This is a genomic window from Eubacteriaceae bacterium ES3, assembly GCA_030586155.1.
Classification (GTDB): Bacteria; Bacillota; Clostridia; order Eubacteriales; family Eubacteriaceae; genus Acetobacterium.
Genome location: CP130741.1, coordinates 3,230,788 through 3,256,662 on the forward strand (window position 1 = coordinate 3,230,788; position 25,875 = coordinate 3,256,662).

The following is a 25,875-nucleotide window of genomic DNA, read 5'->3' on the forward strand; positions in this document are numbered from 1 at the left end:
CCTCCCTTCTATTTCTTCTCCTGTTTTAGGATACTAATCGCTTCATCAAACTGATAACTGTGAATAAGCGCTTCCGCTGTTTGTATACACTCAGGTTCATAATTCATCATCAATAGATCTCGATTCTGGTCAAAAGTCTTCAGCGCCTCAGTGTCACCTTCCTGTAAAAATTCAAGAAGTTTTTTCATAATAATCTCTATTGAGTCGTTTCCTGAATTCTGAACACTCTGATTTTTCGAACTAAGTTCTGAAACGACCTCATCAACTCTTTGATAAAATGCATTCAACTGACTTTCAAATACTTTTATTTGATCTTTGACATTTTCAGTCAGATTATCCTCAACCAGGTCCTGTTCCAATTGAACTGCCTGGAGATATAGACCTGTAACATCCATATTCCCCAGCACACCCTTTGCTGTATGGATAATTTTTTTTAATTTTTTTGTATCCTCCTCAATTGTAGCCTGTAAAAGCTCTTCCCCCATCATGTTATGGGTTTCTTTAAATACGTTCAGCAAGGTCAAGGCTAATTCCCAGTCACCACTTAATCTTTTCATCAGTTCTTCCCAGTCGATTTCTGTGACAACTGATAATTGGCTGCTTAGTTCATTACAAGAGGAATCCATCTCGCTTACGTTATTAATTATACCCGGCTTTAGGTGATTTAAAATCGTCCTAAACATATGTGTTGGTTCAATCGGCTTAGCAATATGATCATCCATCCCACTCTGGCGACATGCTTCCCGTTCATTCTCCATCGTTCTTGCTGTCATGGCAATGATCGGAATACGCCTATTAAAACTCCGAATTTTTTGAGTTGCCTCAAAGCCATCCATCACTGGCATTTGTAAATCCATCAAAATCAAATCATACTGAGCGTTTATCCTAACCTTTTCAACCGCTTCCAGTCCGTTTTCCACTTCATCAACCTGGGCCCCTTCTTTTGTCAGAAAGGTTACGGCTATCTGTCTATTAACTGGATTGTCCTCTACCAATAAAATTCTTATTCCAAGCAGGCAATTATTTTCGTACTTTTCATATACACTGAATTCCTCCAAATCAAAATTTAGTTGAGAGGGTTCAAGTAAGATGGTAAAGAAAAAACTACTCCCTTCACCCTCAATACTTTCCACCCAGATTTTCCCTTCCATCATTTCTACCAGATTCCGACTAATGCTCAAGCCCAGACCGCTTCCCCCATAATTTCTGGTGGTTGAATTGTCTGCCTGGTTGAAGGGTTTAAAAAGTTTTTCAATTTTCCCCTGATTAATGCCAATTCCGCTATCTGTCACCCTAAATAACAATTCCTGACGACCATCAATTTTTTTACTCAACTCAATAGATACGATAATTTCACCAGTTTCAGTAAATTTTACTGCGTTACCAAGCAAATTTATCAGGATTTGTCCGAGCCGTAAAGGATCTCCCTGATAATAATCGCCAACCTCTTCCGATCTTGAGAGTTTTATCGAAATATTTTTCTCTTTGGCTTCTTCGTAAACCATAAAAATTGCATCATCCACAACCTTTTTTAAATTAAAACTGACCCTTTCAAGCGTTAATTTCCCCGACTCTATTTTTGAAAAATCCAGAATTTCATTAATAATCCTAAGCAGCGCTGTGGCCGCACTGTGAATCTTTTTTACAAAATCAGCCTGATTTTCATCCAAATCCGTTTCTAAAACCAGGTGTGCCATCCCAATAATAGCATTCATGGGTGTTCTTATTTCATGGCTCATGTTAGCTAAAAATTGAGACTTTACTTCTGTTGCACTTTTGGCTTCCTGCAAGGCTGACTTTAAAGCAGTTTCCTTTTCTTTCAGTTCGGTTATATCTGTAAATATCCCCAAATAACCGCCCAATGAGTCATCAGACTGCTTATAGGTAGAGACACTGTAGAGAAGTCTTCCCTCCTGGCCTTTACGATTTATATAATCAGACTGGGTCACTACAGGACGACCACTTTTTAAGGCTTCCTCCTTCAAGCTCTGAAATCGCTTTAATTCCTCCGGTTTAAACCATTTATCATTTACGCTCTGTTCGTTGTAATCTAAAGCTATATCCGATTCATCCGCACCAAAATATTTTCTAATCGCCCTGTTTACACCAATTACTTCACCTGCTGGATTCGTATAGAAAATCCCATTTGGCATGGCATCCAATAGCTGTGATGTAAAATAAACCTGATTACGCAATTGTTCATTGGAGGCTTTTGCTTTATCAAGTAGACGATTTGTTACCCAAATCTGTCTCGTGTACAGACAAGAAACCATATAGAAAGCGAAAATCAGCAAAAATATCAAAAGGCTTAATGAAAAACCTGTTGTCAAACCGACTAATACCGGATAGAAGAAAAAATAAAAACCGTTTGTCCAGCTGTTAACTTTCTGTTCATGTCCCTTCTTCATTTGGGATGCCAAATTATGATCAAAATACATTCCGCCAGCGGCGATTAACGAAATTCCTGCTATATAAACAACATTTACCCAATACCATTCATCTATCAGCGTCGGAAAAAGGGCAACCATAGTATCCGTCAAGAAAATGATAAAAAGGCCAATCATCGCCATCTTGTGGCCAACGGTAATCGCTCTTTCCTTAAAGTAAAACCATATCAAAAGTAAAATGCCCTGGGCCAATAAACTATTAATGATATAGAATAATGAAATAATTAAAGGCTTATCATTTAATTGAAAAAAGTATACTCCATCCCGTAGGCTCTAAAAAACACCAGCCAAAGTGTTAGAATCACGCAGCTTACCAGCGTGATGATATCCGCCATCACCTGAAAAAAACTGATTCTACGGGTAATGTAACGATACAAGCCAACCACAGCAATAACGATCAGGAGCCGACTGATGCTGTACAACCCCATCTCCAGTGCAATCGATGGCGGAAAGCCCCCACCGATATAGCGATGATAAAACTCTCCAGTCATTATAAACAAATCAACGATAAACCAGGCCAGAAAGGCAAAAGAAATTATTTTTTTGACCTTTCTATTGGAATCTCCAAAGGATGCGTAATTCCACATGGAGAACCAGGCTAGTAGTGTAGCCGCAGGTTTAACAATTATATTTATCACTTGCAAATTAAAGAACGCAGCCCCTAAAGCGATTAGCGAAACTGTGATAATTAGAAATATTAACAATTCTCGATGGTTTTTCACCCTGATTACTCCTTGGTAAGATATGTGCATTATATCAAATTATACAATAATCAATCAATTTTTATTTTTCACATATGCTAAAAACAGACCCCCAAAAGTCAGATCGAAGTCCGACGATTGGGGGTCTCTACTTTTCTTAAAAGTATTTTATTTATCTTTTAATTTTAAACTTGTTGATCATCGATTTAAGAAGCTCAGCCTGGCTTGATAATTCTTCACTGGAGGCAGCACTTTCTTCCGCTGTCGCTGAATTAACCTGAACCACATTAGAAACCTGCTCAATCCCTACTGAAACCTGGGCAATTTCCGTTGCCTGATCATTGGATGCCTGAGCGATATTGGAAACCAAATCGGTTACTTCACCAATTTCCGAAAGAATTTCTCTCAGGCTTTCGGCAGTTTCATCGGCAATCCCGGTTCCCACCGCCACTTTCTCGATCGATCCTTCAATCAGTATGGTCGTTTCTTTTGCCGCTTCGGCGCTTCTGGCAGCAAGGGTTCTGACTTCTTCGGCAACTACCGCAAAGCCTTTGCCATGCTGACCGGCTCGAGCAGCTTCCACCGCCGCATTCAAGGCCAGAATATTTGTCTGGAAGGCAATATCATCAATAACTTTGATAATTTTAGAAATATCATTGGATGATACTTTAATTGCTTCCATTGCAGACGTCATGTTTTCCATCTGATCGTTGCCGACCTGAGCATTTTTGCGGACATTGACCGCTCGATCATTGGCATTGTTGGCATTCACCGCATTTCGTTTTGTTTCACTGGCAATACTTTCAATAGAGGCGGTCAATTCCTGAATCGAGCTGGCTTGTTCCGTGGTTCCCTGAGCCAATGCCTGAGAACCATCGGCAATCTGTTTTGCTCCAGACCCAACTTCATCTGCTGCAACATTGATGTCCCGCATTGTTTTACTTAACTCCACACTGATCTGATTCAGGGAATTCTTAATAGCCAGGAAGTCACCGTCATAACGAGAAGTGATTTCCTGATCCAGATCGCCCTGAGCCATTTTTTCCAGACTTAAGGTAATTTCACTGACATAGCGACGCAAACTTTCGACGGTTTGATTGATCCCATCTTTTATCATTGTGTGATCGCCCTGATACTGTCCTTCAACCTCAACCTGCAGGTTCCCCTGGGCTAATTCTCCCAGCACTGTCTGTGCTTCCTGAATCGGACTGATTACCGCATCCAGAGTCTGGTTAAATCCACTAATGATGTGACCATATTCGCCCGGAATTTTTGTTTCATCACCACGATACTGAAGCTCTCCTTCAACCGCTTTTTGTGCCATTGTTCGGGTTTCTTCAACTAGTGTATTAATGTTTTCAATCATCGCAATCAGGCTTGGAGTTAGGGTATCCTTATCACTGCGACTCCCCATCTGTTTCATCATATTCAGATCACTGAGATCGCCCTGGGAAATATGTTGCGATACTCTTTCAATCCCTGCCAGCGTCGCATGAACCTGATTGACTGCTGTAGCAATCTCTCCATAGATGCCCTGGTATTCATTTTCAATGGTCTGTGACAGATCATTATTGCCACCGATGAGATTTAGAACCCGGTTGCCTTCTTCAAGGGCACCCAAACCGGTCACACAATCATTAATCTGTCCTTTAAGCACTTCAAAAGCACCAGTATAAGCTTCAGTAATCTTATCAGGAATTTCTCCTCTACCGATGGCACCAATATAATATGAAACGATCTCGATTAATGACTTAATGGTATTTGTAGTCTCATTAACCCCATCAATAACATCTTTAAATCCACCCTTAAACGCATCCGCGTCGGCGGTTACATCCAGTTCACCATCTTTGACCGCCTGTGAAATCATATTCGTTTCATTGACCAGAGCCCTGACACTGTAAATGGTATTATTGATAACTGGTCCGATTTCATCCATCTCATCCCGGACTTCCATATCCACCGAAACATCTCCATCAGCCAGTTTTTTTAGTGCTCCCATAATCACAAACTGCAGATCGTCAGCAAAACCATCCAAGGTTGTTGCCATTTCACCGATCTCATCGTCGCGACTAATATTTAGTCGGGTACTGAGTCGTCCCTGTCGGAATTCCTTAATCATTTCCTTGATAGAATTAACTGGCTTAATAATCGAATTCGAAGCATTTACAAGAATGAAAGCCAAAAGAGCAAAAATAATGAGTCCGGCAATAACCGTTGTCGTTATATTACTGGAAATCGCCGCGTCTACAGCAGCCATCGAATAACCCAGGTTCAAGGCCCCAATACGTTCACCATTTATTTCAACCGGATACACAATAAGGAAGATATTTTCCCCGTTATCGACGATCTCTTCAGTTGTTATTTCACCGTTATTTACTGCCAACTGCATGGGGACAACTTCAGCAAAAGAGGTCCCGATATTTTCTTCATTGGAATCTGCTTCCACTATAAACTCAGAGTTAATATAAGAAGCAAAAGAAACCTGATCACTCGCCGCTAACTTGTCAACCATTGACTGATAACTAAACTGGTCGGTTAATGCCAAGACAGCATCTGCCGAGATACCGATTTGAACAAAATAACCGGAATCACTGCGAATATACCCATACTTGAAATAATTATCACTTTCTGAATCTTTCCTGATTTCTTCAATCAGCTGTTTTTCGCCACTTTGTATGTAGCTTTGAATAGGATGATCGGCAGGAGCTGTCCACCCCAGATATTCTCCATAAGCAGCGTTAACAATCGTTCCCTCCGGATTGTACCAGTAGATGGCCGAAACGCCAGTGGCATCAGCTAAAGCAGACAAATAGCTATCACTGATACTTGCTTCATTGTTCATGACAATATTTCCAATACTAACAATTCTTGAAGCCAGTGTCTCGTTTAAGGCGTCCATGGCTGCCAGATTAAAATCAATTTGATCGACTACCTGCTGAGCTGAGGAAAGACCGTTATCAAGCATTTCTTCCTTCATACTTTTCTGTGTAAAATACGAAGACACCGAACCTAAAACCAAAACACCAACAAACACACAAATTAAAGGAATAATCAGAATCCTGGTCCTGATCGACCTGGTCGTTTGTCCTTTCTCCATTAAAAACCCTCCATCATTGTATTTTTATAAAATCTTATTTCCACACTCTTATTAACATTTTAAACGCTCTTTATTATATATTCAATAAAAACTTATAAAACTTTTCAGCTACTTTTACTACTATTCCCCAATTTGACTACATTAAAACGATCTTAATTGTATCTAATCCATACTGAACATCCCTTTTCAGCATAAATACAACTAAAAGTGTTTTTTAATTCATTATATTCCCTCGGAACACCTTATTTTTGTTTCCTTGTATTTTCCCTTAAAACTATCTCATCTTTAATTTCTTTTGGAATATCTGAAATCTCAAACGCTGGCATCGCCAGATAATAGCCTTGGGCATAATCAATCTCAAGGTCAATCACCGTTTTTAAATCTGCGCTTTCCTCAATCCCTTCAGCGACTACCCGAACACCTTTTTTATGGCAGAAAGAAACCAGATTGGTTACCAGATTTCTTTGGTCCACGTTTTTATGAATTCCCTGAATCATTTCCATATCGATTTTAATAATATCCGGCATCAGGTTCAAAACTCTCAACTCATTTGAATATCCATTTCCAAAATCATCCACCGCAATCTGCATCCCGAAGTCCCGGATCGCCTCTACTTTAACTTTTAAATTAGTTTCATCCGTACTTTCCTTCTCGATAATCTCAATGACAACCTGTCTGAAATATTTTTGATAGTTTTTTTTCAGCACTTGATGATCTTCATCCCTTAAAATCTGGTTGGGGATACTGTTAATAAAAATCTTACGTTCGCCAATCTCCTTGATATTATCTTCGATCGTCTGAAAGGCCTTGAACACAACCAGGCGCTCCAGCTGCATCAGCTTGGATTGTGCTGATGCCACTGACAGTATCTCCTGAGGGCCTTTGAAGTTATCAAGCAGAGGCCGCATCAGGGCCTCATAGGCAACCACATCTCCGCTTTTAAGGTCAACAATTGGCTGGAAGGCAAAACGGATCAGTTCTTCATCCAATAATCGGTTAATCGCCTCGCGATTTTCCAGCAAATATGACATCTGCTGGTAATATTCAGGATCAAATTCGTAGAGCTTTCCTTTTTCTTTTGTTTTCGCTTCATACATGGCAAAATCAGCTCGTTTCAACAAAGCTTCGGGGTCCTGTCCGTCCTGGGGATACCAGGCCACTCCAGCTGAAAAACGAATGCGGCTTTCCTCGCCAGTCGGCATCCTCAAGGTAAAGGACTCACTATATGGATGTAAATTTCTGATCATTTTTCTAAGTGGTTCCTGGGAGCTAAAGCCATGCAGGTAAACCGCAAACTCATCACCGGAAATACGTGATACAATTCCACCATATTTTTCAAAATATCTAAAAATTTCACTGGCCTGGATAATCAGGCGATCACCCATTTCATGTCCAAAGTTATCATTGATATACTTCAGATTGTCAAGATCTATAAAGACCATGGCCCCAATTGCATCTGGATGGTGCAGAATTCTTTTTCCGGCCTCCCGACGCAAAGCCTTGGCCGATAACAAAGCAGTTAAAGCATCAATATCCAGCTCACTGACCAGTCTATTTTTTTCTTCCATCTCCGAAGTAACATCCATAACCACGCCAACTACACCAGATGGCGATTTTGCTTCAATAATCCGCAGCCAATAATCTCTTTTTTCATAGGAGTCATAGTACCGATAGACGCCATCCTGTTCTGCAACTTTCTCATTCGTCAGGCGAAGATAGCAATTCTCCCATTCTGCCTTTGAAATCATTGTACCCGGATCGAGATGTAAAATCCAATAAAGAAAATCAGTCAAAATAACATTCCGGCTGTTTTCCATAATTTCATAACCGCCAATTGGCAGCAAACTCAATTCCAGAATTTTGGAGGTCGTCTTTGAGACGTTTGAAAGACTTTGACTGAACACCGTAATGGCTGCCGTTAATTCATCTATTTCCCGCATTCCCGTAGGTTTAAACGAAACCTCATCATAAGGGGACAAGCTTTTAACATAGTCCGATAAAGTTGATATCTTTCTGGTGAAAACAAACATTGCCACAAAAACTGCCGTCAGGGACAGTAAGGTCGTGCTGATAAAGGTATAAATTAATTTTCCCCGGATCGTTGCTGAATTCTCTCTTAAAACCGCCTCTGGAACAACCCCTACCAAACTCCATTGTTCATCTGCAAAGGGAGAATAGTCACTATATAAGCTGAGGGGCTGCACGGACAAATCAACCTTGTATCGGTTTGGCATCATAGCCTCATAGAGTCCTTCTTTATTTAATGCTTTCAGATCAAGGTTTTCTTCATTTTTTAAATAAACCTTTGCGATAACATCGCCCGTAATAAAGTTATTCAGATTCAACCGATTATCCTTGACTGAGGCGATTAGATAAAAACCGTCCTGATAGGGAATCTCAACTTCTGATAGGTAATGACTGGAAAAATAGTCCTGCTCAATTTCAAACCCAACGACACCGTAACCGTTGCCCGCCTGATCAAGAAGCGGTAAGGTGTAACAGATAACCTGCTGATTATCTCCTAAAATATCCCTCAGCGGTGACCAATAGCCGAAACGGTGGAGTTCTGAACCATGATAGTTCTGAGCAGCTTGAAGGGGATTTTCATAGTAACTATAGGCTTCATTTCCAGCTTTGATCACCATATCCAGATTCCACTGTGTACTGGTCGGAATCTGATAGTTTTTAGCAATCTCAATTGGTCCGATATTAAGCTGATAGTTACTGGCTCCTTCTACTTCTGGGGTCAGATTTCTAAGATAAACTGCCGAATGGGCAGACTCACTTTCCTTTTTTGCATTAGATCCATTGAGGATCATGAAGGCCCCAGTTACCTTTGATTCCTGCAGTACGGCAGTCAGTGCCTCCCCGGCTTCTAAAGCCACCTCATCATATATCTCATTGTCAAGATAAATCCTGCCTGGCTCAATTCCATACTGAGCGGACGTTAAAAGTATCCTGTCGTTAAGTATCACTGCTTCCTGTGTAAAACTTTCAATCACTTTTGCCTGGGAATCATTGATTGCTTGGGCTCTTGTCGTTGTTGTGCTGGTGAAGACTCGAATCGCTTCCGCATCCAGCATGTCAAAAACCTGCAAAACGGTTAGCGTAAATATCAGCGCAATACTCTGAAAAACGACAATCATGGTCAGGATTATATTCAATTGTCTGCGTAAACTCATTGTTTTTTTCATCAAAATTCTCAGTTCTAACTTTAAGTCTGCGGCTGAATTAATCTTCTCTTATTCTTCTATATAAGTAATACCAGACTCATCCAACTCACTTTTTACCATTGCATACCATTCTTCAAAGCGGGTATTTACATCTAAATTTTTAAGAACGGCCTCATCATCAAGTCCCTGACTTCTTAAGCCCTGGACCGTTTCCTTCCCGGTTTCAGACATCTCCTTTAATGAATCTTCAAGATATGTCCGTACTGTATAGCTGCCGTCAAAAGGCGCGGACGCATAGGTTTTTTCTTGCCCAACCTGCTCCATGGCAATCTCATAAACTGCCGCCACATTCTGATCACTCTCTTCTCCTGATGACATCTCACTTAGCCTTGCTTCAACACCATCGTCTTCATAAGCAGTTTTTTCCACTGGCAGGTAACCGGTATTCATCGCGAAATCAATGTTTTGTTCCGGATCAGTAAACCATTTCAGAAACAAGGCTGCGCCTTCTTCCCGCTCTGGAGTTGAAGCCGTTACAGCAATACCTGCCCCCTGAGAAATGGCAAACTGTTCACCCTCTGCAAAAACCGGATAGGATAAAGCCAGAAAATCAATAGGTGATTGGGTATTATCCTTTTCAATCCAGGTGGGAAAATAGGCGGCACCCGATGTGGATCCGACGAATGCCAGCAAATCTCCGGCCTTAATATCGTCTGATCGAAATTTTCCAATCGCATTAAAATACCCCATTGCTGTCGCTTCATAATATACATCAAAGACTTTTTTCATCGCCTGACGGTTTAGTACCGCCTGACCATTTTCACCATCGATGATTTCAACTCCCAACTGACGATTTCCAACTATCACATAGTTAGCCAGGGAATCGATCCCCATCAGACTTTTTCCATCGCTATACTGATAATATGCTTTAGCGGTTTCAAAAATCCCTTCCCAGCTGGAAAGTTTTGAAGCATCCATTCCCGTCGCCAGAAAGAATTCATTTAAAGCCGTCGCATTCGCATAAAGAATCTCAGTACTCTTAACCGTTGGAACAATTAAAAGACGATCGTTATCGAAAATTCCATTATTTAAAAACTCAGCTACATATTTTTCCTTATCTCCGTCTGAAAAATACGTATTTAAATCGCATAATTTCCCCAGATTATCCAGCTCCACAGCTTTATCAGGATAGCAGGAAAACAGGTCTGGCATTTCTTTTGCCCCAACAAGGCCATTAGCGGAAGCTGTGACAGCCTCTTCCAGTTCCATAACGCTGCCTTGCGCAATGGCATTAATAAATACGCCATTTTCCATACCAACTGTCTGATTAAAACTTTCAATCGCCTGTTCTAAAGCAATTTTGCTGTCCCCCGAATAATAATGCCAGAGATTCAGTGTTACCGGATTATCAGGATCCAACGCAGACTTAGCCTCTTTCCCTGAACAGGCTGTTAATATACAAATCATTCCTATTAATAATAACGCAATTGCCTTTTTCATCGCATCCTCTTCTTTCTCTGAAAAAATTTTCAAGACAAAGCTATTCTACCCTAAGACGGGGGAGAAAGTCAATTAAACCCTACATTTATCAACCTTATATATATCACAATAAGAATTTACACAGCCTAACCTTTTAACGACGCTCTTAACTTTCTTATTTTGCCTTCCTTTTTCAACGCAAACATGTTCAAACTAATTATTTTCATTTATCCCATTATTTTCCTTGCAGTTTTAAGTTTTTTACGCTATAATATTTTGCGTTGATTTTGACCATCGTGTGTTCGCAACCTTCCACACGTAAAACAAAACTAAAGGAGAAAAAATGAAAAAATTTAATGTATTATTTGTTACTCAGGCCGGAATTATAGCCGCACTGTACGTCATTCTCACCTTTCTGTCCAGTATGATGGGACTGGCCAGCGGCGAAATTCAGCTGCGTCTTTCGGAGATGCTCTGTATCCTGCCGGCTTTCACACCTGCTGCCATACCAGGCTTGTTTTTAGGCTGCTTTTTAAGCAATCTGTTAACTGGGTGCACCCTGATTGATGTGATCTTCGGAAGTCTGGCTACCCTGATTGCCGCTGTCATTGTTTATCAGCTTCGCCATCTGCGCAATCCACTGCTCTTGACTATACCGCCTGTGATTGCCAATATTCTTGTCGTTCCCTTTATTCTAAAATACAGCTATGGTGTGCCACTGCCAATTCCTATGATGATGTTTACTGTTGGAATTGGAGAAGTCATCTCCTGTATGGTTCTGGGTTCTGTACTCTATTTTGCCCTGGATAAACGACGTCTACTTTTTCATCAACATTAAAACTAAGCCGCAATCAAAGATTGCGGCTTTTCTTGTTCTAGGCCTCTTCCTTTTTTTCAATTTCCGTTACACACGTGGTTTTAATTGTCTCCACCAGAAACTGCAATCCGTCTATGACGTGAGGTCGGATATCCCCCCCAATCAACACCAGCATAATATCATCACCTAGAGAAAGTTCTCCTTCATTAAGCCAAACCCGGACATGAAAAATCCCCTCCAGTTCAAAAGTTTTTTTAATGGCTGCATTGACTTTTTCTTCATCATAGGAAAAAAACATACCTTTTACCTTGCTGCCATCATCAATACCCTTTCGCACCTGCGCCTTTGGCGTCTGTCTGACTGTCCCGTTATGGACCAGGTACATTCCTTCCTGCCGCGCAGTTTCGTCACTTTTTGCAGCCCTTAACCACTCATCCACCGAAGGCAGGGTTTTACTTTTATCTATCATATTATCTCCTCAGGTTTAAATTCAAAAATCACAAAAGAATATCGCCGTTCTGAAACTTTTATCCACTAACACCCCAGCTTATCCCTGAAAGCCATTCATCTTCCTAAATTGCTCTGTTCGTGTTTGACTCGTCATTTTTCAGCCACAATCATATCAAGATTCTCAAACCATACTGATCCACTGCGTCGGACTGAGTATCCTCTCTTTTTCAGCTCTGCAAACATTACCTGCATAAAAATGCCGTGGCTAACCAAAATTACATCCTCTTTTTGTGCCTCCAGTAAATCGATTGCCCTTTGGGCCCGCAAAGTCGTCTGCTTTCTGAGTTCCGGTTGCGTCGTAATATTTAAAAACCAGTGGGTTCTACCCATCGCCTTTAGCAAAGGCGTCGGCAGTTTAATCGATGATTCTATAAAGGAGCGTAACTCTACTTCATTAAATACTTCATTTTTTATAAAATCCCGTTCACCAAAAAGCATTCTGGCTGTTTCTTCCGTCCGCTTCAGCTCACTAATAAAAACTGGTCTTCTTCCCGTTTTAATATCAGATTCGACATCACAAAAAATTTCTGCTTCTGAATATCCCTTGCAAGCCCGATTAAAAGCTTCGCCGGTATAGCATTTTTCCCATTCAAACAGCACTTTTGCATGACGGATCACAATCAGCTTCATGTTCCCTGCCCTCCTCAGTTAATTGACGAAACGGAAACTACATTCCTCTGCTATAAGAGCTCGCACAATCCAAACAAAGTTTTTGACCATTTTCCAACCGAATCATGGGCTCTGCAGTTTTTTCTCCGCATTTTTCACAGATAACACTTTGAAAAATCCGGGCCGCTTCCGGCAAATCATACTCCGGAGTTTTAAAATCAAAAATTTTTGTCGCGTCCGGTTCGTTTAACAGGAAATCTTCCTTTTCATCCCGACTCATTTCCGGCAAATTTTTTAAAACCAGACGAATTTTCTCGCCCGTTTTTCGATTAAAAAATGAAAAAGCCTGTTTACCCCGGTTACGAAAAATCAGATTTCCTTTTCCGGCACTGCATCCTAAAATCACCTGAACGCCATCAACACCACAGGCATCATTTTCCGTGACGCAAACGACATCTTCATCTTCTGAAAAATTGATATTCAAAGCCTTCATCGCTTCCAGTGAAGCTCTTACTCCAATTGCCAGACCGGGACAGTGATGTCCATGAAATGCCACTGATTTTTCCCATAATTCTTTATTCATAATTCTCTCCTTATTTATAAAAAAGACTCACTTCAGTGAGCCTTATCTGCAATCTTATTATTAGTAATACGGAGTTGCAAACTGTCAATCCCAGCGACCACCAGGTCAAGGTGCCCTTCCCGCACACCAGCTTCAGTTCGCTGATTTTTAGCTCACTTGCCAACATTTAATTTTTTTCAGTATATCCCAGGCCTCTTTTTTTGTCAATCGGATTAAGGATTTCTGATTAACAGGCTTTTCGCCTGCCTTTGCCCCCTCATTATTTGACGCTTCATCGATATTCAAGATAGAATCTAAAGTCCCGCTTCGTATTAATATAATCCATCAACACATTATTAAACATCGTTAATATTTAACATAAATTTAACAAATCATCAATTCCCTTTATTTCTCATAATCGTTCATGGTTTCAGGCAGAGCAAAACACCACTAGCCCTTAATAAAAGTCAGCTTTTGATTAAGTAAAGGTAAACAACGCTCCATTAAAAGGTTAGTATTTGTTGGAATTTCGCTTTTTTCAAAAGAACTGCTGTGTTATAATAAACACATTATTATTTTTTTCTGTTAATCAATCAGAACATCTTTACTTCTTAATTCAAATTAAATCGACTATAACCTTTGTCTATAAAGGAGCCTTAAGCATGAAAACTATCGCCGATTATATGTGGGTTATTATCTCCGCCATGATTGTCTTTCTGATGCAGCCAGGTTTTATGGCATTAGAAACCGGGATGACGCGGGCAAAAAACTCCATAAATGTTGCCATTAAAAATATGTCAGATTTTATCCTGTCAGTTGCCGCCTTCTGGTTTATCGGATTTGGCCTGATGTTTGGCCACTCATTTCACGGAATCGTAGGCATCAGTGATTTTTTTGTAAACTTTGAACAGGAAGACTGGAAAGCTGCCTTCTTTTTATTTCAAGCCGTATTTGCCGGGACTGCTGCCACCATCGATTCCGGCGCCGTTGCCGAGCGGGCGAAATTTTCAACTTATCTGCTGATGTCCTTTATTACTTCAGCTTTTATCTACCCAATCTTTGGCCACTGGGCCTGGGGCGGATTTTTTTATTCCGATAACGCCGGATGGCTGGAGAACCTTGGCTTCCTGGATTTTGCCGGTTCTACTGTTGTTCACTCCATCGGCGCTTGGGTGGCACTGGCAGGGGTAATTATAATCGGCCCCCGAGTCGGACGTTTTACTGAAGACGGAAAATCCCATAAAATCCGTGGCCACAATTTAGTCTTTGCCTATTTCGGTGTTTTTATCCTTTTCTTTGCCTGGTTTGGCTTCAACGCCGGCAGCACCCTAACCGCCACAACAGAAATCGCCGATATCGTTGCCAATACAATGATTTCCGCTTCTTTTGGGGGAATCACCAGCCTTTTTATCAGCTGGAAATTCAGCGAAAACCAGCTACCTGAACCGGAAAGCATCATCAACGGTATCCTTGGTGGCCTGGTGGGAATTACCGCTGGCTGCTTCTACGTCAGTGCCGTAGGCTCACTGGTGATCGGTGTTGTTTCCGGTCTAATTGTTTATTTCGGTACTTTATTACTGGAAAAACTAAAGCTTGATGATGCTGTCGGTGCCATCCCGGTTCACGGTTTTGCCGGAATCTGGGGAACCGTTGCCACTGGATTGTTTATTCAGGATTCTTTTTTGGTTGAATTCGGCATTACCCGAGGCCAGCAGATTCTTGTCCAGTTTTTAGGTTGCTTCGCCGCCTTTATCTGGGCTTTTGGGATCGCATTTATTCTAATGAAAATTATTAATCATTTCTACCCCATGCGAGTTTCTTTAAGCCATGAGGAAATTGGTCTAAACATCGCCGAACACGGCGCCTCTACCAGTATTTTCGAATTATCCAACTCTGTGCGAAACATTATTGAAAACCGCAACTTCAAAAACGCCTCAAAAATCGAAGTGGAATTTGGCACCGAAATTGGCGAGCTTACCTCCTATTTTAATAGCATGGTAGACGACCTAAAAGAAAAAGAAGAAGCCGCAGAAGAAGCCCTGAAATCTCTGGAACATATGGCCGTCACTGATGGTTTAACTCAAATTTTAAACCGCAAACACATTACCGATGCATTGGAAAAAGAAATTTATATTGCCAGCAACTATAAGTCCGACTTGTCCATTCTCTTATTTGATATTGATTTCTTCAAAAAAGTAAATGACCAATTTGGTCATCTGGCAGGGGATCAGGTCCTTGTTGATATTTCCCGAAACATTCAGAGCTCTTTGCGAAAAACCGATTATTTTGGCCGCTATGGCGGCGAAGAATTTTTAGTCGTGATGCCCAAAACCGATCTGGAAACCGCCTATATTATCGCTAATATTATCCGGGAAAAAATCGAAAAAATGGTCTGGAGCTTTTGTGAAGGCTACTGCATCACCGTCAGCGGCGGGGTCGTCGAAAATAACGGCTCAGATATTAACAAACTGATTCATCAGGCTGATACCTTACTTTATACCGCCAAAGAAAATGGCCGAAACCAGATCAGAAAATAAACCCGCGATAAAAGTCAATTAGCTTTTATCGCGGGTTTCCTGTTATACATCTTTTTTTAATAATTTTCTTTTCGAACTTCGAAATAAACTTGTGAATAATGGCAGACCGGACAATAATCTGGTGCTTTTTTACCCATCACCAGATGTCCGCAGACACGGCATTCCCACATTACTTCATCACTTTTTTCAAATACTTTCTGCATTTCCACATTATCTAAAAGATATCGATAGCGAGCTTCATGAGCTTTTTCAATGGCGCCGACTTTTCTAAAACGTTCTGCCAGTTCAGGGAATCCTTCTTCCTCAGCATCTTTCGCAAATCGATCATACATATCGGTCCACTCATAATTTTCGCCTTCTGCAGCTTTTAGCAGGTTATCGGTAGTTTTGCCGATATTTCCCAGCTCTTCAAACCAGATTCTGGCGTGTTCCTGCTCATTACGGGCAGTCTGCAAGAAGATTGCTGAAATCTGATCGTAGCCTTCCTTGTGTGCCACATCAGCAAAGTAAGTGTATTTATTTCTAGCCTGACTTTCTCCGGCAAAAGCATCCTGTAGATTTTTTTCTGTTTTTGTTCCGGCATATTTATTAGCCTTCCCTTGGGTTTCTTCTACCTTTTCAAAAAATGAAGCAGGTTTCTTGCAACGGGGACATGTAAACTCATCGGTCAACTCCCCTTCATGAATATATCCACAGACTGTACAACGATATTTTCCCATTTTTTCCTCCTGAATTTCTTGTATTGATATTAATAAGGTCCCCCCAAAAATATCAGTAATCAAAATTTTATGACTCTAATTTGTAAATCAGATAAACGAATATCTTATTACCACTTTAATTTAATTAGAATCGTTACTATCTAGAACTTATTATACATGATGTTCAGGATTTATCAATCCTTTTTTAGTTAAATCTTTAATTTTTTTATAACTATCCTCATTATTTAATGATTATACTTTACACTTCCTAATCTCAGGTTTAACCCTATTTTGCAATTTCTGTTCTATTTCTCCCCTGTTCTTTAGCCTTGTATAATGCATTATCTGCAAACATCAGTAAATCATCAAACTTTTGAATACCAGAACTAAGTTCTGCTACCCCCACACTGACTGTCACCGGAATTACTACATCTTTATAAATGATTTTTCTTAATGCCAGTCGCTTTCTAAATACTTCCGCTTTTTCATAAGCCTGATAAACATCTGTATTATCCATTACAACCGAAAATTCCTCCCCGCCAATCCTACCAATGATATCGCTTTGCCGAAAAACTTTCTTAAGGGTTTGCGCCATCTCACGCAGCACCTGATCCCCAGCCTGATGTCCAAGGTTATCATTAATTTTTTTGAAAAAGTCCAGATCCATCATCAGAACACTTATGGCTTTGTTATCTCTTATAGCCCGTAAAAAAGATATTTCAGCACATTCATTAAATCGTCTGCGATTGTATAAGCCTGTCAGCTCATCAGTATTGGCGATTTCGATTAGCTTCTTTTTCAGCTCCTCCCCCTGAGTAATATCTTCAATTAAAATCAGGCGTCCAACAATTTTCTTGTCCTCAAGCCTTTGACTCACGATACTGAAATATCGCTCCCCACCACCAATATTAAGCTTTATTATTGATTTATCCTTCTGCTCGATAGACTGATAAATTTCCGGATGCTGGTCTAACTGGGTTCTCAAATCTCCTTCTTTAATCGAGATATCATAATAATTAAAAAAATCGACACTTTTGCGATTGAAATCAACCACTTTTCCCTGAGCATTTAGAAGCATCAACCCGTTAAGGTTACCCTCAAAAGCAAAATCTCTGCCCAGATCCCGGATCTCCAGAAAATTATAAAACTGCAAAGACATAAATGTCATCAAAACAGAAACCGGCAGTATGACCGCCATGAAGTCAAAACTCATCTCAGTGCAGACAATGTTCAGAATTATGGCAAGCAATGGCAAGGCAGAAGTAACTGTCAGTAAGCTGACCTGACTTTTTTCTTCCACTAAAAACTGACAATAATACCGATAATACAAAACGAAACTAATAATCAGTGCAGCTATCATGTAAACTGCATAAAGATAATAAAAGGGCCCTTTCGCCAGTTCCAGAGCATTAAAGCCAAGAATAGTGTTTCTTAATGAGATGGACTGATAATAAAGGTGATAGCTGCTATTTGTCAGGCGCATAACAAAAGTCGTCACTGGAACCAGAAAAACAACTATCAGCCCTAACCCCTTCACGGCTTTACCGTGTTCCGTATATAAAAGACAAGTCAATAACCATAAAGCTGGTATAAAGGGAATTCCAAAGTATTCCACCTGATTCCAGAATAACATCGCATCGAGAGATTCCACGTTAATCTCCATCAAATAACCCAGAATATAAATTTGAGTCGACAGACTGAGAAAACCCAGCACCTTCGCATAAGAGGTTTTGCCCCTGACAAACGAAGAAACAAATAAGAGCGAAAGTAATATAATGCAAATAAAAAGATATATACTTAGTAGTTTCAACAAGTTTTATAACACTCCTTATCCAAATCCCTAATGTTTATGACCTAAAAAAAGAAATGACTATCAGTTAAGCAAAAACTGATAGTCCCGGCCTGGATATACCAAAAACCAGTTCTTTATTTATTAGCGCTGCTCTTTTCCAGCCGCTCCTTTCAGGTGCAACGTTCTTAGATAAGCGTCTTCACCTCCAAAAGCTGTTAGATTTACCGCTCTCTGACCGTTTTAACCAATTTTTATTAAGCTGTGTAGAATTTTTCTTCCGTAATAACTCGGTTTCTTCCCATCTCTTTAGCCAGATACAGGGCAGAATCCGATCGACTCAGAACATCATCGACCGTTTCTCCCTCTTTAAGCTGGGCCACTCCAAAAGAACAGGTCTTTTTGCCCACTGCTTCAAACTCGTAGTCGGCAATTTTAAGTCGCAGTTTTTCAGCCAGCTGATGAGCTCCGGATAAATCTGTATCAGGACAGATAATGATAAATTCTTCTCCACCCCATCGACCAAGTACATCCATGTGTCTGATTCCTTCTTCAAGCAGTCGACTCACGGCGATTAACACTTCGTCTCCAATAAGGTGACCATGTTCATCATTGACTTTTTTGAAAAAATCAATATCCACCATGATCACTGATAATAAACGGCTTTCTGTCATGCTATGCTCATTATCTATAAGCACTTCATCAATTTTTCGACGATTATAAAGTCCCGTCAGCTGGTCCTTATGAATCATTTCTTTCATTTCGTCTTCCATCTGATGACGTTCAGTGACATCCCGCTCAATATATAATATTCCTGTAGGATTACCATCTTTATCTCTTAAAATATTGGCATTAGCTTCACTGTAAAAATGACTTCCATCTTTCTTAATCATCAGGTATTCTGCTGCCCCGGTCAGATGTCCTCTTAACATTTCACTGATAAAATAAATCGCTTTTTCCAAATAGGATTCGTGGACAAATTCCATTACGTTACGACCTAGAATTTCCTCTTGCGAATCATAGCCCCACATCTCAACTGTCCGATCGGTCACAAACTCCACAATCCCCTCCATTGATGTGATGGCAATCCCATCAGGGGAAGTATCGATAATTGTTTTAAACTTATCCTCACTGACACGAAGCGCATCTTCTATATAGCTTCGCTCAATTATTTCTTCCTCTAAACGAAAATTTGATTCCAGCAGCTTGTTTAAATCCATCTTTTCCTTGGTAATATCCCAGTTAGCCCCAATCATCCTGATGGGGCGGCCATTCTCATCCGCTGAGACTGTGGCCAGAATTCGAATCTGTTTTTTCTTCGAAAGCGTTCGGAATTCTGTTTCACATTCACCGATGTTTATAATCGCGCTATTTATTTCTCTGCGCACCTGGTCGATATCATCAGGATGAATGATTTGCTCCCAAATTGAATGGTCCACTTGTCCAGCTTCTATATCCAGATCAAATATTTTAATCATCTGTTCATCAAATACCAGCTGATCAGATATCATGTCCCAGTCAAAGACTCCAATTTTGGCCACTCGGGTAGCTAACTTCAGCCGATTTGACAATTGCTCCAGTTCATTTCTCGCCTGCCTGACTGTCACAACATTAAAAACTGCTTCCATCAGCAGGGTCATATGCAGTACTTCAGCTTCTCCAAAACCACCGCTGCGATTTGCCAGACCGATCGTCCCGATGATTTTTTCTTCTCTGAGTACTGGCACGACCATCATATTTTCTATCTCGATGCGCTGCGACTTTTTTAAGCTGCTATCCAATTTAAAGTCATTAACCACAACAGGCTTACAAATCTTCCTGACTTTTTCTAGCATCTGAAGATGCTTCCCCAGAAACATCTCTTTATAGGCCTTTCGCACATGATCCTCTAAATCATCTTCCCAACCACTGTTTAAAGAGAAAATCTCCGGCAAATCATCACAACAGGTAATATAACCCATCTGGCTTTCCGTTAGTTCTATCGCCTGTTTCAGTGTATAGTCAACAAAGCTTTGAATTGAAGCAGATGATTGGCGTAGCACATCCACCAGCTGTCTTAATCGGTTCTCATTCTTTTCGACCTGATTTTTCGTCTCAACCATTTATCTGTTAACCCTTACCCTTTATATAATCTATCAAAATAATATTTATTCCCTGATGAAATAAAAGCTAAATGTTATGTCAGTTCATCGTAACCACAACCATTTTAGAATAATTACTTTTAATTATAGTACAAATGAAGGATAAATTACCAGCCTTATTGTCAATACTTTATCTTACTAAAACTTCCAGGCCCCTATATCGGCGAAGTGGTGCATGAATTACTCTTAAACTTTAATCATGATGGCTCCTGACGGACAACTATCGAAGCTGCTTATGTATATTAAATCTGGTTAATTTTACTGAAATAGGTTACAATAAAAAGAAACGACTGCGTGCCGTTTACTGGAGGAATTATGTTAAGAGATGAAATTTTCGAAGCTATTGAGATGGTCGGATTTGATGAATACCGGGAAATTGAAGCAAAAGACCTGGTCTTTGCCGAAGCGGTATTTGCCAGCTGTAAACAAAACACTTGCGGCAATTACGGAAAGAATCATTCCTGCCCGCCACTTTCAGGCGATATGAAGAAAAACCAAAGCCGGTTTCTTGAGTACGATCATGCCATTATCCTGAACAAGCTGGCCCATATGGGTGATTTCTATGAGAAAATGGAAGAAGCCGGTAAGGAAGTCGCGGCAGCACTTAATCAGCTGCGGGAAAAACTGGCAGACAAACCTGTGATGATTGCCGGTCCTGGTGGCTGTGATCGCTGCGATCCCTGCGCGGCTAAAGAAGATGAGCCCTGTCGATTCCCCGATGAAAAACGCTATTCCATGGAAGGCAGTGGCCTGGATATTGTCAGTATGTCACGTAAGCAGAATATGACTTATAACGGTGGCAACAATACCCTGGGATTCTTTATGATGGTCCTTTATTAAAATAAAAAGCAGTCACTTGGCTGCTTTTTATTTTTTCCTCCATTTATCTCCAGATAATCTTTGCTTTATTTCTTGGAACAGTCCGTTTATAGCTGACTGATGGATGGCCAATAATCATGCATGATACCAGACTGCTGTCTTCTTCAACGCCAAGTTTCTTAAGCATCTCAGGCTGATCATTTAAGGCTGCCAGAGCAAAACCACAGAAACAGCAGCCCAAACCCAATGCATTGGTCATCAGTTCCATATTGGAAGAAGCCAATGCCCCATTAATTGGATTTCTGGCCGTCACAAATACGATTGCCGGCGCATGAAAGAACAACCGGTCGTGGCCAATTTTATCAGCATGATAATCATCGTACATTTTTACCCAAAGGTTAGCGTATATATGGTAACGTTCCATTCCTTCAAGTTTTTTCTCTAAAATGGCCTGCCCCTTTTTACGAAGCTGATCGTAAATTGCATCGGCTACTTCTTCGATGGTTTCAGTAACAGCAATATAAGAGACATCCTGGCTGTTAGATCCAGTTTCCGTAAACCGTCCAGCTTCAATAATTTTTTCAAGCGTTTCTTTTTCAACTGGTTGCTCCTTAAAATGGCGGATACTTCTTCTGAATTTGATAAAGTTCAACAGATTATCAGCCGGTACCTGAAAACTGTCTTCGTTAAAATCGATAACCTCTTTCATCTCATCCTCATCCCCATATATCGCTTCCTGAGGACAGATAGCAATGCAATGCCCACAATTAAAACACAACTGATTTAAAACCTTCGCCTTATTGTCATCAGTCATCTTAATGGCCACTCTGGGACAGTCTTTTTCGCATAATCGACATCCGATGCACTTTTCTTCATTAATTTTTATCATCTCTCTACTCCTTTTATTCACACTGACTTATTAGTTCTTCTTCTATATTAACCATCATACCCTAAATTTCTATTTTATGACAGTAGCCACCTACAAAAGCTTACAAGTTCTCAATATAAGTTTGGCTATATTTAATCTAACCACTCTATCTAAAACAATGCTCACTTATCAATCGCAAACCGAAACGACAATCACTTGCTTATGTGATATTTTGTCTTAAAGTATATTTTTTATGAAATTCGGTGATTCAAAGAAGTGATTATATGTCTTATTTATGATGTTTTTTTGTTTTTTCCGAAATATCACTTGACTTTATTGCCGTTTTTATTTATGATTAAATCATCCTCAAAAGAAACCCATCAAAATTATTTTATTAACACTTTTACAAAAACACCGATCTCCTCCCAAATTGTCGGTGTTTTTGCCTTTTCTGAAATAAATCTTCCTTAAAAGCCAGCCGGGATTCAACTAATTTTGAATCCCGGCTGGCTTTTTATGCAGCTTTGAAAACTCATATAAGATTGTATAAGCACAACTGCAGATATTGCCATAATTCATACTTTGTGAATTAATAGACCTTTTATTTCTTTATCATACACTCTTTTATGATGATTCTAAATTTATAGTTGACAAGTCAACTTAAAATCGGTATAATCTCTGTTGACAAGTCAACTATATATTCTTCATAATCAAATCAATCATAACATTCTAAAGGAGACAATCATGGAATCAGAAGATATCCTTTCTTTTATCAAATTAAACAGCTGGATCTTTCGAACAACCCAAACTTATCTGGATCGGGTTCTTAAAAAATATGATCTAAGCAGTGGCACTTACCCTTATCTTTTACGACTCAATCATCATGATGGAATCAGTCAAAGCCAACTCAGCCAGGAATTAGGACATGATAAGGCGATGACTGCCCGTACCGTCTGTCGCCTCGTCGATCTTGGCTATCTTCGTCGGGAAAAAGATACTGCCAATTACCGGGCCAATAAGATCTATTTAACCCCCAAAGCTAAAAGTGTCATTCCAGCTGTAAAGTCAGATATCAATAAACTGTCAGCTGTTATCACAGCTGATCTCTCAGACGAAGAAAAGGCCATCACTATGAGTTCCCTTACAAAAATCCACAGTAAACTCCAGGACTTTACTCATCACAAGGAGGAATTATGAATAAAACTGAAAACATCAATAGCAGGCGATGGATCATTCTCGTTGTCGTCCTTTTAATTATCTTTATGGCAACCCTGGACGGCAGTATCGTCAATGTTGCTCTGCCCGTCATGTCCCAGTCTCTGAACGTTTCGACCTCAAGTATCCAGCTGGTTGTCACCAGCTATCTGATCACTGTATCAGCACTCATTCTGATTTTTGGTCGACTTGGTGATCTTTTAGGTAAATCAAGGGTTTTTAAATTTGGAATCGTGATATTTACTTTCGGATCACTATTGTGCGGACTCTCTCACAGTTTTATGATGCTGGTTATTTCCAGAATTATTCAAGCTATCGGATCAGCTGCCACAATGGCTAATAGTCAGGGCATTATCACCCATGTTTTCCCTGCTCACGAGCGAGGCCGGGCACTCGGCATGACCGGCACCTTTGTCGCGCTAGGGGCATTGACCGGACCAGCTCTGGGCGGCCTTATCGTCGGGGCCCTCAGCTGGGAATATATCTTTCTGATCAATATCCCAATTGGAATTATCGGCTTCCTGATGGCCATGAAAATTTTACCCCATAACAAGATCGATATGCAGGAAAAACTGGATCTGAAAGGTTCGCTGCTGTTTATGCTGACTATCATCCCCATGTTTGCTGCCATTGAAGCCGGCGGTCAGCTGGGCTATCAAAGTCCACCGGTTTTATTAGGTCTGGGAATTGCAGCACTTTCCTTTATCAGTTTTCTGTTCACTGAAAAAAGACAAGCCGAACCGCTTCTTGATCTGTCAATCTTTAAAAACAGTCTATTTTCCTTAAGTCTGTTCTGTGGTTTTCTATCCTTTATTGCGCTATTTGCTTCAAATATTATTCAGCCATTTTATCTGCAGAACGCAATGGGCTTTTCACCTTCCTTTGCTGGCATGCTGCTAATGATTTATCCGGCTATACTGGCCGTAGTCGCTCCAGTCAGCGGTTATATGTCAGATAAAATCGGTTCCGAATTTTTGACTTTTATTGGACTGTTGATCACCAGCCTGGGCTTATTCTTAATGTCTACTCTTACGGTCTCATCAACCCTTCTGGTCATCGTCACCTACACTGCTCTTTTGGGAATCGGTAACGGACTTTTTCAGTCCCCCAACAATTCCCTGATCATGTCGACAGTACCCAAACACAAATTAGGGATTGCCGGCAGTGTAAATGCCCTAATCAGAAATATGGGAATGGTTTTTGGGATTGCTCTCTCCACCACAATTCTTTACAGCCGAATGAGCTCAATGGTTGGATATGTTGTTACAGATTACATCGAAGGACAAAGCGACATCTTTATTTATGGGATGCACGGCGTTTATCTTGTCGCCGGTACAATCTGTCTGGTCGGTGCACTACTTACCGCTTTCAGGCTGATTCGCCAGCGACAAGCCAGTAAATCATCAGAAACAATCCGGGAAGATTAAAATAAAGCGCTGATACACAATCAAAACGTATCAGCGCTTATTTTAATTTAAATTGCTCTTACAGTGAAATATAGTAGGGGCAGATATCCTCAAAATGACCATCCTTCATTCGAAATCCACCAGGAATAACCCCCAAGGGCTGAAAGCCCAGTCGTTCATACAAATGTCTGGCCGCAAAATTTGTTGCCACTACAGCATTAAACTGCAGAATTGAAAAACCGTATTTCGGCGCCTGAACAAGGCAGTCACGAACCAGCTTTTCACCGATGTGTAAACCTCGGGCTTCTGAAGATACCCCATAACTGGCATTGCTGATGTGACCGCAACGACCCACATTATTGGGATGAAGAATATAGAGGCCATAAATTTTTTCAGTCTCCACCTCTTCTGCCACTGCGCAATAAGTTTGTTCTCCAAAGAACTTGCGTCCGCTTTCTTCTGTCAGACAATCTTCTTGAGGGAAGGCAATTCCTTCTTCTACAATTTCATTCCAAATCAGGTTCATGACTGGTATATCACTATCTTTAAACTGTCGAATTTTAATATTTGGTTCTTTTGTCATTTTATTTCCTTTTCAAAATATATTTATTGTTTTGTCACTGCAGTGACTCCATAATTCCAAAGAGATTGTCTTCAGTATCTTTACAATAAGCGAAATAACCCACTCCTGGAATTGTCTGTTTGGGCGATAAAACCGTTCCTCCCGCTGCTTTGATCTTTTCAGCAAATTCGTCAAAGGATGCCACTTCAATAGTATTGATTGTCCGCTCTGAAGGCTGGTCCCGCTTTTTGATCGCTCCGTTAATCCCCGGTTCGCTCTCTTCATGAGTTGTAACCAGCCAATAGTCTCCGGGGCCGCCCCAGTTTGAAATCTGCCAATCAAAGACCTCTTCATAGAATTTTACTGCTCTTTCAGGCTGGTCTGCACATAATTCAAAGTGAATAATTGATGACATAATGATACCTCCATCATATTCTTTTATTTA

General features: G+C 40.4%; 19 protein-coding genes. 5 read left to right on the forward strand and 14 right to left on the reverse strand.

Annotation, left to right across the window (positions count from 1 at the left end; genetic code table 11):
* Positions 1 to 8 precede the first annotated feature (8 nt).
* From Q5O24_14875 to Q5O24_14895, 5 genes are all read right to left on the reverse strand, one after another.
* Positions 9 to 2,618 (reverse strand): ATP-binding protein, encoded by a 2,610-nt coding sequence (locus tag Q5O24_14875; GenBank protein WKY47612.1) that lies wholly within the window; start codon positions 2,616 to 2,618, stop codon positions 9 to 11.
* 68 nt (positions 2,619 to 2,686) lie between these two features.
* The gene (locus tag Q5O24_14880) at positions 2,687 to 3,169 is read right to left on the reverse strand and encodes a hypothetical protein (protein ID WKY47613.1); all 483 of its coding nucleotides are present in this window, start codon (positions 3,167 to 3,169) and stop codon (positions 2,687 to 2,689) included.
* 151 nt (positions 3,170 to 3,320) lie between these two features.
* Positions 3,321 to 6,245 carry a methyl-accepting chemotaxis protein gene (locus Q5O24_14885; GenBank protein WKY47614.1) on the reverse strand — a complete coding sequence of 975 codons (2,925 nt, stop codon included), beginning with the start codon at positions 6,243 to 6,245 and terminating at the stop codon, positions 3,321 to 3,323.
* A 242-nt stretch (positions 6,246 to 6,487) separates the two neighbouring features.
* Positions 6,488 to 9,439, reverse strand: coding sequence for a bifunctional diguanylate cyclase/phosphodiesterase (locus tag Q5O24_14890; protein ID WKY47615.1), 2,952 nt, complete (start codon positions 9,437 to 9,439; stop codon positions 6,488 to 6,490).
* A gap of 48 nt (positions 9,440 to 9,487) precedes the next feature.
* Entirely contained in the window at positions 9,488 to 10,918 is a 1,431-nt protein-coding gene (locus tag Q5O24_14895) for an extracellular solute-binding protein (protein WKY47616.1), read from the reverse strand.
* A 322-nt stretch (positions 10,919 to 11,240) separates the two neighbouring features.
* On the opposite strand from Q5O24_14895, the gene Q5O24_14900 reads away from it, so the two are divergent.
* Positions 11,241 to 11,735: a QueT transporter family protein gene (locus Q5O24_14900; protein WKY47617.1), complete on the forward strand. Its 495-nt coding sequence runs from the start codon at positions 11,241 to 11,243 to the stop codon at positions 11,733 to 11,735.
* A gap of 37 nt (positions 11,736 to 11,772) precedes the next feature.
* On the opposite strand, the gene Q5O24_14905 is transcribed toward Q5O24_14900, so the two are convergent.
* From Q5O24_14905 to Q5O24_14915, 3 genes are all read right to left on the reverse strand, one after another.
* Positions 11,773 to 12,183 carry a molybdenum cofactor biosynthesis protein MoaE gene (locus Q5O24_14905; protein WKY47618.1) on the reverse strand — a complete coding sequence of 137 codons (411 nt, stop codon included), beginning with the start codon at positions 12,181 to 12,183 and terminating at the stop codon, positions 11,773 to 11,775.
* 131 nt (positions 12,184 to 12,314) lie between these two features.
* On the reverse strand, positions 12,315 to 12,854 hold the full coding sequence (locus Q5O24_14910; GenBank protein WKY47619.1) for a histidine phosphatase family protein: 540 nt from the start codon (positions 12,852 to 12,854) through the stop codon (positions 12,315 to 12,317).
* A 37-nt stretch (positions 12,855 to 12,891) separates the two neighbouring features.
* Positions 12,892 to 13,416, reverse strand: a complete 525-nt coding sequence (locus tag Q5O24_14915) for an FmdE family protein (protein ID WKY47620.1) — start codon at positions 13,414 to 13,416, stop codon at positions 12,892 to 12,894.
* 641 nt (positions 13,417 to 14,057) lie between these two features.
* Between Q5O24_14915 and amt the strand changes: the two genes are divergently transcribed.
* Entirely contained in the window at positions 14,058 to 15,932 is a 1,875-nt protein-coding gene (gene amt / locus Q5O24_14920) for an ammonium transporter (protein ID WKY47621.1), read from the forward strand.
* A 56-nt stretch (positions 15,933 to 15,988) separates the two neighbouring features.
* On the opposite strand, the gene Q5O24_14925 is transcribed toward amt, so the two are convergent.
* From Q5O24_14925 to Q5O24_14935, 3 genes are all read right to left on the reverse strand, one after another.
* The gene (locus tag Q5O24_14925) at positions 15,989 to 16,651 is read right to left on the reverse strand and encodes a ferritin family protein (protein WKY47622.1); all 663 of its coding nucleotides are present in this window, start codon (positions 16,649 to 16,651) and stop codon (positions 15,989 to 15,991) included.
* 265 nt (positions 16,652 to 16,916) lie between these two features.
* Positions 16,917 to 18,440, reverse strand: a complete 1,524-nt coding sequence (locus Q5O24_14930) for a diguanylate cyclase (protein WKY47623.1) — start codon at positions 18,438 to 18,440, stop codon at positions 16,917 to 16,919.
* 236 nt (positions 18,441 to 18,676) lie between these two features.
* Entirely contained in the window at positions 18,677 to 20,521 is a 1,845-nt protein-coding gene (locus tag Q5O24_14935) for a diguanylate cyclase (GenBank protein WKY47624.1), read from the reverse strand.
* A gap of 354 nt (positions 20,522 to 20,875) precedes the next feature.
* Between Q5O24_14935 and Q5O24_14940 the strand changes: the two genes are divergently transcribed.
* Positions 20,876 to 21,400, forward strand: a complete 525-nt coding sequence (locus Q5O24_14940) for a DUF2284 domain-containing protein (GenBank protein ID WKY47625.1) — start codon at positions 20,876 to 20,878, stop codon at positions 21,398 to 21,400.
* A gap of 43 nt (positions 21,401 to 21,443) precedes the next feature.
* On the opposite strand, the gene Q5O24_14945 is transcribed toward Q5O24_14940, so the two are convergent.
* Entirely contained in the window at positions 21,444 to 22,268 is an 825-nt protein-coding gene (locus Q5O24_14945; GenBank protein WKY47626.1) for a nitroreductase family protein, read from the reverse strand.
* A gap of 723 nt (positions 22,269 to 22,991) precedes the next feature.
* Here Q5O24_14945 and Q5O24_14950 point away from each other — a divergent pair.
* Positions 22,992 to 23,444, forward strand: coding sequence for a MarR family transcriptional regulator (locus Q5O24_14950; protein WKY47627.1), 453 nt, complete (start codon positions 22,992 to 22,994; stop codon positions 23,442 to 23,444).
* The gene (locus Q5O24_14955; protein WKY47628.1) at positions 23,441 to 24,889 is read left to right on the forward strand and encodes an MFS transporter; all 1,449 of its coding nucleotides are present in this window, start codon (positions 23,441 to 23,443) and stop codon (positions 24,887 to 24,889) included. The genes Q5O24_14950 and Q5O24_14955 overlap by 4 nt, the downstream gene beginning before the upstream one ends.
* 58 nt (positions 24,890 to 24,947) lie before the next feature.
* Here the strand turns inward: Q5O24_14955 and Q5O24_14960 are convergent, their stop codons facing one another.
* Positions 24,948 to 25,451 carry a GNAT family N-acetyltransferase gene (locus Q5O24_14960; GenBank protein ID WKY47629.1) on the reverse strand — a complete coding sequence of 168 codons (504 nt, stop codon included), beginning with the start codon at positions 25,449 to 25,451 and terminating at the stop codon, positions 24,948 to 24,950.
* Positions 25,452 to 25,485: 34 nt separating this feature from the next.
* Positions 25,486 to 25,845 (reverse strand): VOC family protein, encoded by a 360-nt coding sequence (locus Q5O24_14965; GenBank protein ID WKY47630.1) that lies wholly within the window; start codon positions 25,843 to 25,845, stop codon positions 25,486 to 25,488.
* Positions 25,846 to 25,875 lie beyond the last annotated feature (30 nt).

Bases quoted from the DNA above. Each gene is read 5' to 3' on its own strand.
- Q5O24_14885 (WKY47614.1), bottom strand. From the start codon at position 6,245: ATGGAGAAAGGACAAACGACCAGGTCGATCAGGACCAGGATTCTGATT.
- Q5O24_14890 (WKY47615.1), bottom strand. From the start codon at position 9,439: ATGAAAAAAACAATGAGTTTACGCAGACAATTGAATATAATCCTGACC.
- Q5O24_14895 (WKY47616.1), bottom strand. From the start codon at position 10,918: ATGAAAAAGGCAATTGCGTTATTATTAATAGGAATGATTTGTATATTA.
- Q5O24_14900 (WKY47617.1), top strand. From the start codon at position 11,241: ATGAAAAAATTTAATGTATTATTTGTTACTCAGGCCGGAATTATAGCC.
- Q5O24_14905 (WKY47618.1), bottom strand. From the start codon at position 12,183: ATGATAGATAAAAGTAAAACCCTGCCTTCGGTGGATGAGTGGTTAAGG.
- Q5O24_14910 (WKY47619.1), bottom strand. From the start codon at position 12,854: ATGAAGCTGATTGTGATCCGTCATGCAAAAGTGCTGTTTGAATGGGAA.
- Q5O24_14915 (WKY47620.1), bottom strand. From the start codon at position 13,416: ATGAATAAAGAATTATGGGAAAAATCAGTGGCATTTCATGGACATCAC.
- amt (WKY47621.1), top strand. From the start codon at position 14,058: ATGAAAACTATCGCCGATTATATGTGGGTTATTATCTCCGCCATGATT.
- Q5O24_14925 (WKY47622.1), bottom strand. From the start codon at position 16,651: ATGGGAAAATATCGTTGTACAGTCTGTGGATATATTCATGAAGGGGAG.
- Q5O24_14935 (WKY47624.1), bottom strand. From the start codon at position 20,521: ATGGTTGAGACGAAAAATCAGGTCGAAAAGAATGAGAACCGATTAAGA.
- Q5O24_14940 (WKY47625.1), top strand. From the start codon at position 20,876: ATGTTAAGAGATGAAATTTTCGAAGCTATTGAGATGGTCGGATTTGAT.
- Q5O24_14945 (WKY47626.1), bottom strand. From the start codon at position 22,268: ATGATAAAAATTAATGAAGAAAAGTGCATCGGATGTCGATTATGCGAA.
- Q5O24_14950 (WKY47627.1), top strand. From the start codon at position 22,992: ATGGAATCAGAAGATATCCTTTCTTTTATCAAATTAAACAGCTGGATC.
- Q5O24_14955 (WKY47628.1), top strand. From the start codon at position 23,441: ATGAATAAAACTGAAAACATCAATAGCAGGCGATGGATCATTCTCGTT.
- Q5O24_14960 (WKY47629.1), bottom strand. From the start codon at position 25,451: ATGACAAAAGAACCAAATATTAAAATTCGACAGTTTAAAGATAGTGAT.
- Q5O24_14965 (WKY47630.1), bottom strand. From the start codon at position 25,845: ATGTCATCAATTATTCACTTTGAATTATGTGCAGACCAGCCTGAAAGA.